At 45.3% G+C, this 12496-nt stretch carries 13 protein-coding genes and 1 other annotated feature (1 of these 14 cut by a window edge); of the genes, 10 read left to right on the top strand and 3 right to left on the bottom strand.

From position 1 onward, the window contains the following. The first annotated feature begins 230 nt into the window (after positions 1–230). From murC to motS, 9 genes are all read left to right on the top strand, one after another. Complete coding sequence (gene murC, locus MKX80_RS16080; RefSeq protein WP_154998898.1) at positions 231–1529, top strand: UDP-N-acetylmuramate--L-alanine ligase; 1299 nt, start codon at positions 231–233, stop codon at positions 1527–1529. Positions 1530–1698: 169 nt separating this feature from the next. After that, entirely contained in the window at positions 1699–2121 is a 423-nt protein-coding gene (locus MKX80_RS16075) for a DUF948 domain-containing protein (RefSeq protein ID WP_154998900.1), read from the top strand. A 3-nt stretch (positions 2122–2124) separates the two neighbouring features. Beyond that, positions 2125–2541: a YtxH domain-containing protein gene (locus tag MKX80_RS16070; protein WP_154998902.1), complete on the top strand. Its 417-nt coding sequence runs from the start codon at positions 2125–2127 to the stop codon at positions 2539–2541. 20 nt (positions 2542–2561) lie between these two features. Continuing rightward, positions 2562–2888 (top strand): bacillithiol system redox-active protein YtxJ, encoded by a 327-nt coding sequence (gene ytxJ / locus MKX80_RS16065; RefSeq protein ID WP_154998904.1) that lies wholly within the window; start codon positions 2562–2564, stop codon positions 2886–2888. Positions 2889–3036: 148 nt separating this feature from the next. Next, a complete protein-coding gene (locus tag MKX80_RS16060; RefSeq protein ID WP_268353948.1) occupies positions 3037–3738 on the top strand; it encodes a tropomyosin in 702 nt (233 codons plus the stop codon). Positions 3739–3951: 213 nt separating this feature from the next. After that, a complete protein-coding gene (locus MKX80_RS16055) occupies positions 3952–5028 on the top strand; it encodes a bifunctional 3-deoxy-7-phosphoheptulonate synthase/chorismate mutase (RefSeq protein ID WP_176275265.1) in 1077 nt (358 codons plus the stop codon). 316 nt (positions 5029–5344) lie between these two features. Continuing rightward, a complete protein-coding gene (gene ccpA, locus MKX80_RS16050) occupies positions 5345–6346 on the top strand; it encodes a catabolite control protein A (RefSeq protein ID WP_154998909.1) in 1002 nt (333 codons plus the stop codon). A 94-nt stretch (positions 6347–6440) separates the two neighbouring features. Beyond that, positions 6441–7259 carry a flagellar motor protein MotP gene (gene motP / locus MKX80_RS16045; protein ID WP_076791151.1) on the top strand — a complete coding sequence of 273 codons (819 nt, stop codon included), beginning with the start codon at positions 6441–6443 and terminating at the stop codon, positions 7257–7259. Further along, positions 7249–7941, top strand: coding sequence for a flagellar motor protein MotS (gene motS, locus MKX80_RS16040; protein ID WP_154998911.1), 693 nt, complete (start codon positions 7249–7251; stop codon positions 7939–7941). The genes motP and motS overlap by 11 nt, the downstream gene beginning before the upstream one ends. A gap of 62 nt (positions 7942–8003) precedes the next feature. On the opposite strand, the gene MKX80_RS16035 is transcribed toward motS, so the two are convergent. Genes MKX80_RS16035 through MKX80_RS16025 form a run of 3 tightly spaced genes read right to left on the bottom strand, consistent with a single transcriptional unit; the run spans position 8004 to position 10459 of the window. Continuing rightward, entirely contained in the window at positions 8004–9164 is a 1161-nt protein-coding gene (locus tag MKX80_RS16035) for an acetoin utilization protein AcuC (RefSeq protein WP_182070216.1), read from the bottom strand. Continuing rightward, positions 9161–9805: an acetoin utilization AcuB family protein gene (locus tag MKX80_RS16030; protein WP_154998915.1), complete on the bottom strand. Its 645-nt coding sequence runs from the start codon at positions 9803–9805 to the stop codon at positions 9161–9163. Before MKX80_RS16030 ends, MKX80_RS16035 begins: the two co-directional genes overlap by 4 nt. Positions 9806–9826: 21 nt before the next feature. Beyond that, on the bottom strand, positions 9827–10459 hold the full coding sequence (locus MKX80_RS16025) for a GNAT family N-acetyltransferase (protein ID WP_154998916.1): 633 nt from the start codon (positions 10457–10459) through the stop codon (positions 9827–9829). Positions 10460–10614: 155 nt separating this feature from the next. On the opposite strand from MKX80_RS16025, the gene acsA reads away from it, so the two are divergent. Then, positions 10615–12333, top strand: coding sequence for an acetate--CoA ligase (acsA, locus tag MKX80_RS16020; protein ID WP_154998919.1), 1719 nt, complete (start codon positions 10615–10617; stop codon positions 12331–12333). Positions 12334–12386: 53 nt separating this feature from the next. After that, positions 12387–12496: a binding site (T-box leader), on the top strand; it runs 131 nt beyond the window's last position.

Below are 12496 nucleotides of genomic sequence, written 5' to 3'. Positions count from 1 at the left end.
GAGCGCCGCATATTAAAGCGCCGTCAGCGGCGTTTTAATCCGTTTTTAAGAGCACTTCCGTGAAAGGGTTCAAAAAAATCCTTTACGCAGGAGGTTTATTCACTCTTGAAAATGTCTGATACTGAATATAATTATGACTTTGAAGAAAACGATGCGGCCGGGTTTAGGTTGCAAATTGAAATAAGCGTCATATACTGGGAAGCAGATAGACGTTTGTTGGAGGTACAATTATGACTGTTTATCATTTTGTCGGAATAAAAGGGACAGGTATGAGTCCGCTTGCCCAAATTCTCCATGATAATGGATATAATGTCCAAGGATCGGATATCGAAAAGTACATTTTTACACAAACCGCTTTAGAGGAGAGAAATATCCCGATTTATCCGTTTGATCCGGAAAATATCAAGCCCGGAATGACTGTTATTGCCGGAAACGCTTTTCCCGACACTCATCCCGAAATTGAAAAAGCGCAAGCTGAAGGCCTGCCAGTCGTGCGGTATCATAAATTTCTCGGCGACTATCTGAAGAAGTTTACGAGCATTGCCGTTACAGGGGCACACGGCAAAACGTCAACGACGGGCCTTTTGTCTCATGTCATCCAAAAAGCAAAACCGACTTCTTATCTGATTGGAGACGGGACTGGAAAAGGCTGCGAAAACAGCGAGTACTTTGTGCTTGAAGCCTGTGAATACAGAAGGCATTTTCTGAGCTATCAGCCCGATTATGCGATCATGACAAATATTGATTTTGATCATCCCGATTATTTCGCAAATATCGATGATGTATTTGATGCATTTCAAACGATGGCATTACAGGTGAATAAGGGAATTATCGCATGCGGAGATGACGAGTATTTGATGAAAATCCATGCGAACGTTCCAGTCGTATACTACGGCTTTGCCGAGGAAAACGATTTTCAGGCGAGAAATGTCATCAAAAATACTGAGGGCACAACGTTCGATGTTTTTGTCAGGAACACATTCTACGACACCTTCTATATACCGGCATACGGCAGCCATAACGTTCTGAACGCTTTGGCCGTCATCGCCCTCTGCCATTATGAACAGGTCGATGTCGACATCATTAAAGAAGGATTGCAAACCTTTGGCGGCGTTAAACGCAGATTTAACGAAAAACATGCAGGCAGCCAAGTGCTGATTGACGATTATGCCCACCATCCGACTGAAATTACGGTGACGATTGAAGCAGCCAGACAGAAGTATCCGGAACGGGACATTGTTGCAGTATTTCAACCGCATACATTTACGCGCACGCAGTCATTCCTGAATGAGTTTGCCGAAAGCCTCAAGAAAGCCGATTATGTATATCTTTGCGATATATTCGGATCTGCCCGGGAAAACGCAGGAAAGCTGACGATCGGCGATTTGCAGGAGAAAATCCCGCAGGCGAAGCTGATTGATGAAAATGACACATCCATTTTAAAGGAGCATGAAAATGCGGTGTTAATTTTCATGGGCGCAGGTGACATTCAAAAGTATTTAAAAGCATATGAAAATGTATTAGCATAATTAGAAAAAAGGCAGTGTGAGTCAATCCGCTGCTTTTTTGTACATATGAGGCCGGGAGTTTTCAGTTAAAGGAATTCACCCGTGCGTGTAGAAAAAGTAAATATAGAGGTTTACGATTTAAACAATTGGGTATACATCAATTGTAAGACCTTAGCTCGAGGAGGATAAGATGATTATTATTCTATATTTAAGCGCCGCACTCATCGCTGTCAGTTTTCTTATTTTGGTTATCTATTTATCAAAAACATTAAAATCGCTTCAAGTCACACTTAATCATGTTGCATCAACGCTGGAAGGTGTTGAAGGACAGATGAAAGGCATCACCGCTGAAACAACGGAGCTCCTGAATAAGACGAACCGGCTCGCTGATGATATTCAGGAGAAATCTTTGAAGCTGAATACGGTCGTGGATGCCGTTCAGGAAGTCGGTACATCGGTCAGGCAGTTTAACAATTCCATTCAGCAGGTTTCACAGTCCGTCACATCAGCCGCAGAGCAAAACCGTGAAAAAATTTCCCAAGTTGTCAGCTGGAGCAATGCAGCTTTGGAAATTTGGAATAGATGGAAACAAAAGAAGATGAAGGAGGAATAATATATGAGTAAAGATGGAATGAATACTAAGGATTTTTTAATCGGCACATTTGTAGGCGGAATCATCGGGGCAGCTGCGGCTTTATTTTTAGCGCCGAAGTCAGGGAAAGAGCTTCGCGATGACCTTGGAAATCAGGCCGTCGTTTTAAAAGATAAGACCGGAAAGCTCACAAGCGAAGCGAGGGAGAGAGGTTCTGAGTACGTCAGCATCGCCAAAGAGAAGACATCTTCGATTTCACAACTTGTTGCCGACCAGTCTTCACAGATTATGGATAAAGTCAAAGACTTGCGAAGCAAGGGTGCCGAAAAAGCTGATGAATTAAAGGAAGAAGCATCGTCTGCAATCGAAGAACAGGCTGAAGAAGCCAAAAATGAAATAGAAGATGAAGCAAGGGAAACAGCAGATACCGCCCAGAAATAACTGAGGAAAGGGAGATCACCGTGTCGAAACAGCTCATTCAAACAGAGGATGAATTTAAAAGGCTTGCAGAAAACAACGATACATTTATCTTTTTGAAACACAGCGTGACATGCCCGATCAGCAGGCGCGCGTTTGAAGAATTCGAATCATTCGCCAATCAGCATGAAGACATTCCGGCTTATTATTTAAAAGTGCAGGAAAGCCGACCGCTGTCAAACTATATCGCTGAGCAGTACGAGATTAAGCACGAAAGTCCTCAAGCCTTCATTTTTACAAACGGGAACGTGAAATGGCATGCCTCCCATTCGCAAATTACCGCTCAAGCACTTGCGGAAAACAGCAGATAATCCATAGTAAAACGGCCAAGACGTATAGCGTTTTTGGCCGTTTTCTATGTTGTTATGATGCTTTTGCCTCATGGAAATGCCTTTTTAGGAAAATGTATCGTTTGCCCCAACGTTGTGCGATATAATTAAGCAAGCGGGAGGTGATGTGATGAATGCCGAATTAAAGGACATGCTTCAGTCGGTTCTCAAAGAAGAACTGCTTCCGATCACTCAGCGGCTCGATGGGATTGACAAGCGCTTAGGCAAGATCGACGGTCGCTTCGATGAGGTGGACGAACGCTTCAAAGAAATCGATGAGCGCTTTAATGCAGTGGATGAACGCTTCAAAGAAATCGACGGTCGCTTCGATGAGGTGGATGAACGTTTCAAAGAAATCGATGAGCGCTTCAATGCAGTGAACGAACGTTTTAATGAAATGGACGAGCGCTTTAAAGAAATAGACGGTCGCTTCGATGAGGTGGACCAACGTTTCAAAGAAATAGACGGTCGCTTCGATGCAGTGAACCAACGCTTCAAAGAAATAGACGGTCGCTTCGATGAGGTGGATGAACGTTTCAAAGAAATCGATGAGCGCTTCAATGCAGTGGACGAACGCTTCAAAGAAATAGACGGTCGCTTCGATGCAGTGGAGGAACGTTTCAAAGAAATGGACAAGAGGCTTGACAGGCTCGAGACAGATGTAAATGATCTGAAAAAAGGGCAAGAACAGCTCCCGAAAACGATCATCGAAAATATTGGACAATTTACGGAGAACATCATCGAATATGCAGATGATAAGGCAGCGGCTTTGAATGACAGGGTTTTTAACGTTGAAACCGCAATACAGAGACTATACAAGTTATCAAGTTAAAGAATCAATGCATGATTCTTTTTTTTTATAAATTCCCGATAAACACCCACACAGCAAGGGATAAACTGCATACGATACTTTATCACTTAAAAGCGTTTGGGTAATAAAGAATTTTTTCGTGACATTTTAAGAAACATTGTTTATAATAAACCCTAATCAATTGAATCATTCTTATTTTCATAGAGGGTGAAGTTAAAAGAAAGGATGGATAACATGAGCAACACTGAACTTGATTTGCTGAGGCAGCAGGCGAATGAATTAAACTTGCAAATATTAAAGCTGATTAATGAGCGAGGAAGAATCGTTCAGGAGATTGGAAAAGCGAAGGAAGCACAAGGCATCAACCGCTACGATCCAGTCAGAGAAAGAACGATGCTGAACGAAATTATTGAAAATAATGACGGACCGTTTGAAAACTCGACGATCCAGCATATCTTCAAAGAGATTTTCAAAGCTGGACTTGAGCTGCAGGAAGACGATCACAGCAAAGCGCTGCTCGTTTCCCGCAAGAAAAAGCCTGAAAATACGATCGTTGATCTGAAAGGCGAAAAAATCGGCGACGGAGAACAAAGATTTATCGTCGGTCCGTGTGCGGTTGAAAGCTATGAACAAGTAGCGGAAGTCGCAGCAGCAGCTAAAAAGCAAGGCTTAAAACTCCTTCGCGGCGGGGCTTTCAAACCACGTACAAGCCCTTACGACTTCCAAGGTCTCGGCGTTGAAGGCCTGCAAATCTTAAAGCGTGTTGCTGATGAGTATGATCTGGCCGTCATCAGTGAGATCGTGAACCCGCAGCATATTGAAGAAGCCATTGATTACATCGATGTCATCCAAATCGGCGCCCGCAACATGCAAAACTTCGAGCTCTTAAAAGCGGCCGGTTCAGTGAAGAAGCCGGTTCTGCTGAAGCGCGGACTTGCCGCAACGCTGAAGGAATTCATCAATGCAGCGGAGTACATCATGTCGCAGGGTAATGATCAAATCATCCTTTGTGAACGCGGAATCAGAACGTATGAAACAGCGACTAGAAATACGCTTGATATCTCAGCTGTGCCGATCCTGAAGCAGGAAACTCACCTTCCTGTATTCGTGGATGTCACTCATTCGACCGGACGCCGCGACCTGCTGCTTCCGACAGCAAAAGCAGCGCTTGCGATCGGAGCTGACGGTGTCATGGCCGAAGTCCATCCTGATCCTTCTGTCGCACTTTCCGACTCTGCTCAGCAAATGGATATCCCGACTTTTGAAAAATGGTTAAATGAACTGAAGCCGCTCGTTCAAGTAAAAGCATAAGCTTCGTTTATGGACCGCTTGCGAGCGGTCCTTTTTTTGCGTTGTCATCAAAAATTGTCGAAAAAATGTCTTATTTTAAATTAAAAAGCTGTTTATTCTTATTTAAATTAATTATAAAAATAAAGGGAACGTTTTCATATTAGGTAAAACCGTGTATAATTTCAGAGAGCCCCTTTTGTTTTGGCAGGTTATGAAAAATAATGTAAACTGGTGTTCTGTTTATTTTACATAAAGTTTTACATTTTGACATTTCTCTACATGAAAATGTTTATGCTATAGGAAAAGAAAAGTGTACCCAGTTGAAGGAGTGGTAAAAATGAGTAATGTGACAATATATGATGTAGCACGCGAAGCAAATGTAAGTATGGCAACCGTTTCCCGGGTCGTCAACGGGAATCCGAATGTCAAGCCGACGACGAGAAAGAAGGTGCTTGAAGCCATCGAGCGCCTTGGCTATCGTCCAAACGCAGTGGCAAGGGGTCTGGCAAGCAAAAAGACGACGACTGTCGGCGTGATCATTCCCGATATTTCCAGTATCTTTTATTCAGAGCTGGCGAGGGGAATCGAAGATATCGCAACGATGTACAAGTACAATATTATTTTGAGCAACTCCGACCAGAATATGGACAAAGAGCTTCATCTTTTGAATACGATGCTAGGAAAGCAAGTTGACGGTATCGTCTTTATGAGCGGAAATGTCACTGAAGAGCATGTGGAGGAATTTAAGCGGTCACCGGTTCCGATCGTGCTTGCGGCATCTGTTGAAGAAAAAGGGGAAACGCCGTCGGTTGCGATCGATTATGAACAGGCGATTTATGATGCGGCAACCATGCTGATTGAAAAAGGCCATAAGCGTCTTGCCTTTGTATCAGGACCTATGACTGAGCCGGTGAATCAAGCGAAAAAACTGCAAGGCTTTAAAAGAGCGCTTGAGGATAAGGGGCTGCAATTTAAGGAAGAGTATGTCGCAGAAGGCGATTATACGTACGATTCAGGAATGGAAGCGCTGGAGGCGTTAATGAAGCTGGATGAAAAACCGACAGCTGTCCTGTCAGCTACAGACGAAATGGCGCTCGGCGTTATTCACGCAGCACAGGATAAAGGACTGGCTATTCCGGATGACCTTGAAGTGATCGGTTTTGACAATACAAGGCTTTCATTAATGGTGCGGCCGCAGCTGTCAACTGTCGTCCAGCCGACGTATGATATCGGTGCCGTAGCGATGAGGCTTCTGACAAAGCTGATGAACAAAGAGGAAGTCGAAGAGCATATTGTCCAACTGCCGCATCGCATTGAACTCAGACAATCAACAAAATGATCATCATTAAATAACGAGAAAGAAAGCAAGTGTTCACAGCTTTTTTCGTGAATTGCTTGCTTTCTTTTCCTTGAGCTGGAGAGATTATGAAAAAATGAAACGATTTGATTATCTGACACCGGTCGGTTTTATTTTGGGTATTTTCATTTTAGTGATCGGCGTTGTCTCTGGAGCGGGGCTTTCCGGTTTTTATTCGTTTATCGATTTGACGTCTTTCTTTATTGTGACGGGCGGATTGTGTGCAGCTGTTTTCATCAGCTTTTCCCCGAAAGATTTAAAAAGAGCGCCGGCTGTGCTGAAGCAGGTCTTTATTTCGGAAGAAGATGATGTGCGCGACTTGGTCAAAACCTTTGTCAGCCTGTCTGAACAGGCGCGCAAACAAGGAATTTTATCATTGGACGCCAATATCAATGAAATGAAAGACCCGTTTTTGAAAAAAGGCCTGCTTCTTGCCATCGACGGATGGGATGAGGAGACGATCCGCAATGTGATGATCTCGGAAATTGCCGCAATGGAAGAAAGGCACAGAAAGGGAAGAAGGATCTTTGAAAAAGCAGGGGAATTTGCGCCTGCATGGGGAATGATCGGGACCCTTGTCGGACTCGTCATGATGCTCAAAAACCTGAACAAGCCGGAAACGCTCGGTCCGAATATGGCGATCGCCCTTTTGACGACGCTTTACGGATCACTTTTAGCCAACATGCTGTTTATACCGATTGCCGCAAAGCTTGAAGAAAAGACGGAGAATGAAATCTTTAAGAAGCAGGTTATGATCGAAGGCATCATCGGCATCCAGTCGGGAAGAAATCCGCGAAACCTGGAAAGTCAGCTTGTCGTTTTCAGTTCGAAAGAAGAATGGGCAAAAAAGCGGGCGGATCACATCAAACAAAAGGACAGGGCTCATGAAGCTTAGACGTGAACGAAGGAAACGCGAGCAGGGCCGCAAATCGTCAAACTGGATCATCACGTTTTCAGATTTGATCACGCTCATCCTCGTGTTCTTTATTTTATTGTTTTCAATGTCGCAAATCGATTTAAACAAATTTAAAGCAGCAGTCGGTTCATTTCAAGACAGGGCCGACGGCAAATCCGCCGCAGAGCTGAAGAAAGAAGACGCGGGCGATCAGACGGCTGAAAAAACGGCTAAAAGCCAAGATGATTTATTAAAGAAAATCAATGACTATATTGAAAAAAATGAACTGTCAAGTTTGATTGCGGCCAAGCGTGACGAACGGGGCGTCATCCTCGTCCTTCAGGAAGTGGTTTTGTTTGATTCGGGGAAAGCGGATCTGAAAGACCAAGCTCACCCGCTTTTGCATAAAATCGCCGTTCTTCTCAAATCGGTGTCCAACCCGATCCGTGTGGAGGGGCATACGGACAGCCGCCCGATTTCGACTTACCGTTTTCCATCCAATTGGGAGCTTTCTGCGGCAAGGGCGAGCACTGTGATCGGCTACTTTACATCGAAAGAGAAGCTCGACTCTTCGCGCTTTCTTGCCATCGGTTATGCCGATACAAAACCGGTCAAGGACAACCGTACAGAGAGCCATATGAAGGAAAACAGGCGCGTCGAAATTGTCATCGCAAAAAAATAAATGAGAAGAAAGCAAGGTCTTGCATAAAAGCAAGGCCTTTTCTGTGTGCCGGAATTTTCGCGTTAAGTGGTACGCTGGGCAGAGCGAATCGGATAAAGGGCTTTGGCAACGGTTTGTGCGTTTTTTTCCGTTATTTCGGCTTTTCTTGGAATTGGAGGATACAAATCTTCCGGATCGGACCAGTTGGCAGGAAGCCGGACAGATGCCTGTTTCCCCCATTTTTTCAGCCATTTTTCAGGCACCTTATCCTCTGGTTTCATCCCTTTCATTTCAAGCCAAATTCTTGACCACGCTCTCGGTACGACGCGCCAAATGTCATAGCCGCCTCCGCCGACAGCGATCCATCTTCCGTTGCAATAGGTGTGTGCAAGTTCGTGAGCGAGCTTTGGAATCTCTTCGTAAATCTTCATTGTCGTGCACAAGTGTGTCAGCGGATCGTAGTAATGCGCGTCAGCTCCGTTTTGCGACAAAATAACGTCCGGTTTGAAAAACGCGGCTATTTCAGAAACAGCCGTCCGGTAGGAATCAAGAAAAGACTCATCTTCTGTGAAGGCATCTAGCGGGATATTAAAAGCATAGCCATAGCCTTCGCCATGACCTCTTTCCTGAACCTGACCTGTTCCAGGGAAAAGGTAGCGGCCTGTTTCGTGAATCGAGACGGTGCATACGGAAGGATCATCATAGAACGTAAACTGCACCCCGTCGCCGTGGTGGGCGTCTGTATCAATATATAAAACTTTCGCATGATATTTTTTCTGCAAGTAACGTATCACTACTGAACTGTCGTTATAGACACAAAAGCCTGAAGCTCTTCCTCTGAACCCGTGGTGAAGCCCGCCTCCGAGATTGAGCGCGTGTCTTGCCTTGCCCGTCATGACATAGTCTGCAGCTGTCAGCGTTCCGCCTACCAAAAGGGAGGCGGCTTCGTGCATCCCGGCAAAGACAGGGGTATCTTCCGTTCCAAGCCCGTAATTTTCGCTTTCGGCCGCCGGGAGCTTTCCCGCCCCTGCAAGCTGGACGGCCCTGATATAATCGCCTGTGTGAACAAGACCGAGCTCGGTTTCTGTCGCTACGCGCGGGGCAATCGTTTCTCCCGGTTCAAATGCGCCGACCGTGTTCAAAAGATCGTATGTCACATAGACGCGCAGCTGATTAAACGGGTGGTCTTGATGAAATTGATAGGTTTGGTAAGAGGGAGAAAAAATAAATACGCTGTCCTTCATGGCAAATCCCTTTGAACAGCCGGCCAAAGAACCTGATACCCTTTGGATTTCATGTCTTTGATGATAGAGGCGGGATTCATCGTTTGCACGCGAAACACGAGTATTTTCGAATCATCTTCATCACCGGGATATACGAGCACGCTCAATATGGCGATTTGGCGCCTGCTGAAAATGGCGCTGATATCAGCGAGGCTTCGGGCGATATGATCGGTTTTAATTTCGATTTGAGAGCCAGGAAAATGGGCTCCTGTCAGCTGGACGAACGTATGCAGCAAATCGGATTTTGTCACGATGCCGACAAGCTTTCCGTTTTTTACGATCGGGAGGCAGCCGATTTCGTGTTCAAAAAAGACGGCTGATATTTCTTCGGCAAAATCAAGCGGGTGACCGGTGATCACTTCTTTTGACATAATCAGTTCCACCGGCTTTTTTAAATCTTCGTGAGATCTGTTTTGGGCAAAAATACTCGGACTTGCTGTTTTGACGTCCCTGTCCGTGACAATGCCTATGACCGTTCCCCGTTCATTGATGACGGGAAGGTGTTTAATGCGGAATGTTCGCATGCGTTTGATCGCTTCTTCAATCGTATCCGTTCTGGAAAGTGTCACAACATCCCGTTTCATGATTTTTTCAACAATCATATTCAGGTCCCCTTTGCTCCCTTAATACATAAAACGATTGTGGAATCTGAGTCTGTCAAAACGCTCGATCGATTCCTGATTGACCTCTTTTCCGATGCGGGCCATTAAACAGTTGGCGGGATGGGAGCTGATTTCCGGATCGTCTGTCGCAAACCAGACAAGTCCTCCGGCATTCATCATCTTCTCCATCATTTTTCTGTATTCCCAAACATCTTTGTTAGTCCCCTTTAGATCCCAATGCCAGTAATATTCAGTCGTGATGATAATATATTTTTCCATCTGCGGATCCATCATGCTGACCGCAAGCAGCGTCTTCCCGACAGAGTGACCCCTGAACGCAGGAATGACTTCGATGGCTCCAAGCTCAATTAAATTTTCCATGTTTCCTTCAGACCATCTTTCAAGCGGGTCTGGATAGACATATGTCACATAGCCGACAATGGTTTGCCGGAAACGGGCGATGATGATTCGTCCTTCGGGAAGCCCTGCGATTTCGATTAATGCTTCATGTTGTTTTTGAGATGGGCGAAAGGCTGTAAGCTCGTCATGAAATTCATATTGTGCGAGTTTTTCAGGACTGATAGGACCCTCTATCAGCACGGAGCCTTTCTCGGTCTGCAATTCTTTGGCATGATAAGTTTTGTGATGCTCCACGTATCCACCGCCTTACATCTTAGTTGAAGTCTTTTATACTTAACATACCAAAATATTAAGCGTTTTCATAGGATAGAGTAGTATTTTTTAAAAATTGAGAAAATAAAAAATCTATACTATAATATATTTTGATGATCGAACAAAGGGGGATGGACATGGAATTGAAAGCGCTGCCAGCAGAAAAGGGAAATTACAACTTGAATAACTATGATGAAGCATACCGGACATTTGACTGGAAGGATGCTGAAAAACATTTTTCATGGCACAAAACGGGAAAAATCAATGCAGCTTATGAAGCGATCGACCGCCACGCTGAATCAAATCTGAAAAACAAAGTGGCATTTTACTACAAAGATCCGGTCCGCGAAGAAAAGTACACCTTCAGAGAGATGAAAAATGAAACCAATAAAGCCGGGAATGTCTTAAAGCAGCATGCCAATGTGAGAAAGGGAGACCGTGTGTTTGTTTTTATGCCGAGATCACCCGAGCTTTATTTTATTCTTCTCGGCGCTGTCAAATTGGGAGCCATTGTCGGGCCGTTATTTGAAGCGTTTATGGAAGGTGCCGTCAAAGACAGGCTTGCAAACAGCGGAGCGAAGGTTATCGTGACGACGCCGGAATTGCTTGAACGGGTGCCGGCCGATGAACTTCCGGATCTTGAATCTATCATTGTCGTTGGAGAAGGTGTAAAGGAGGAAGGACCTGTAATCGATTATTACGCGAAAGCGGCGGAAGCAGGCACTGATCTTGAGATTGAATGGATGGATCAGGAAGACGGGATGCTGCTTCACTATACATCGGGTTCGACCGGCGCGCCAAAAGGGGTTCTCCACGTCCATAAAGCAATGATTCAGCATTATCAAACAGCCAAATGGGTTCTTGATCTGCATGACGATGACATCTATTGGTGCACCGCTGATCCCGGCTGGGTCACCGGAACGGTTTACGGGATCTTCGGTCCGTGGCTGAATGGAGCAACGAATGTCGTCGTAGGCGGCAGATTCAGTCCTGAGGCATGGTACGAAACGATTGAAAAAATGGAAGTGACGGTATGGTACAGCGCGCCAACGGCTTTCCGGATGCTGATGGGTGCAGGCGACGATCTTGTGAACAAATACAATCTAAGCTCATTACGGCATATTTTAAGCGTAGGGGAGCCGTTAAATCCCGAAGTCATCAGATGGGGGCATAAAGTCTTCGGCAACCGGATTCATGATACATGGTGGATGACTGAAACAGGAGCGCAGCTCATCTGCAATTACCCGTGCATAGAAATTAAACCGGGATCAATGGGCAAGCCGATTCCCGGTGTAGAGGCTGCGATCGTCGACAACCAGGGAAATGAACTGCCTCCTTACAGAATGGGGAATCTCGCCATTAAAAAAGGCTGGCCGTCGATGATGCATTCGATCTGGAACAATCCTGAAAAATACAGCTCCTATTTTATGCCGGGTGATTGGTATGTGTCAGGCGATTCCGCCTACATGGATGAAGACGGATACTTCTGGTTCCAGGGACGGATCGACGATGTCATCATGACATCAGGCGAGCGCGTCGGCCCGTTTGAAGTCGAGAGCAAGCTTGTTGAGCATCAAGCTGTCGCTGAAGCCGGCGTCATCGGCAAACCGGATCCTGTCCGCGGTGAAATTATTAAAGCGTTCATCGCCTTGAGAGACGGTTATGAACCGTCAGATTCGTTAAAAGAAGAAATCAGGCAGTTCGTGAAACAAGGCTTGGCCGCACATGCCGCGCCAAGGGAGATCGAATTTAAGGATAAACTGCCGAAAACAAGAAGCGGAAAGATCATGAGACGCGTCTTGAAAGCATGGGAGCTGAACCTACCGGCAGGCGATCTCTCATCGATGGAAGACTGATGTCTCATTGACAATGCAAAAATATTATGTTAAAAAAGATTTAGTCGAATATTCAAAAGGTGAAGACTGAGATCAGTAGAACGCATCCTTCCCTGTCTTAGAGAGCTGATGGCCGGTGAAAATCAGCACATATGGATGGTTTGAATTACACTCATGAACCGCT

This window comes from Bacillus sp. FSL K6-0972, assembly GCF_037976035.1.
Taxonomy (GTDB): domain Bacteria; phylum Bacillota; class Bacilli; order Bacillales; family Bacillaceae; genus Bacillus; species Bacillus haynesii.
Note: the sequence above shows the minus strand (reverse complement) of the source record. Positions and strands in the feature narration are given on the sequence as shown.

Bases quoted from the DNA above. Each gene is read 5' to 3' on its own strand.
- murC (WP_154998898.1), top strand. From the start codon at position 231: ATGACTGTTTATCATTTTGTCGGAATAAAAGGGACAGGTATGAGTCCG.
- MKX80_RS16075 (WP_154998900.1), top strand. From the start codon at position 1,699: ATGATTATTATTCTATATTTAAGCGCCGCACTCATCGCTGTCAGTTTT.
- MKX80_RS16070 (WP_154998902.1), top strand. From the start codon at position 2,125: ATGAGTAAAGATGGAATGAATACTAAGGATTTTTTAATCGGCACATTT.
- MKX80_RS16060 (WP_268353948.1), top strand. From the start codon at position 3,037: ATGAATGCCGAATTAAAGGACATGCTTCAGTCGGTTCTCAAAGAAGAA.
- MKX80_RS16055 (WP_176275265.1), top strand. From the start codon at position 3,952: ATGAGCAACACTGAACTTGATTTGCTGAGGCAGCAGGCGAATGAATTA.
- ccpA (WP_154998909.1), top strand. From the start codon at position 5,345: ATGAGTAATGTGACAATATATGATGTAGCACGCGAAGCAAATGTAAGT.
- motP (WP_076791151.1), top strand. From the start codon at position 6,441: ATGAAACGATTTGATTATCTGACACCGGTCGGTTTTATTTTGGGTATT.
- motS (WP_154998911.1), top strand. From the start codon at position 7,249: ATGAAGCTTAGACGTGAACGAAGGAAACGCGAGCAGGGCCGCAAATCG.
- MKX80_RS16035 (WP_182070216.1), bottom strand. From the start codon at position 9,164: ATGAAGGACAGCGTATTTATTTTTTCTCCCTCTTACCAAACCTATCAA.
- MKX80_RS16030 (WP_154998915.1), bottom strand. From the start codon at position 9,805: ATGATTGTTGAAAAAATCATGAAACGGGATGTTGTGACACTTTCCAGA.
- acsA (WP_154998919.1), top strand. From the start codon at position 10,615: ATGGAATTGAAAGCGCTGCCAGCAGAAAAGGGAAATTACAACTTGAAT.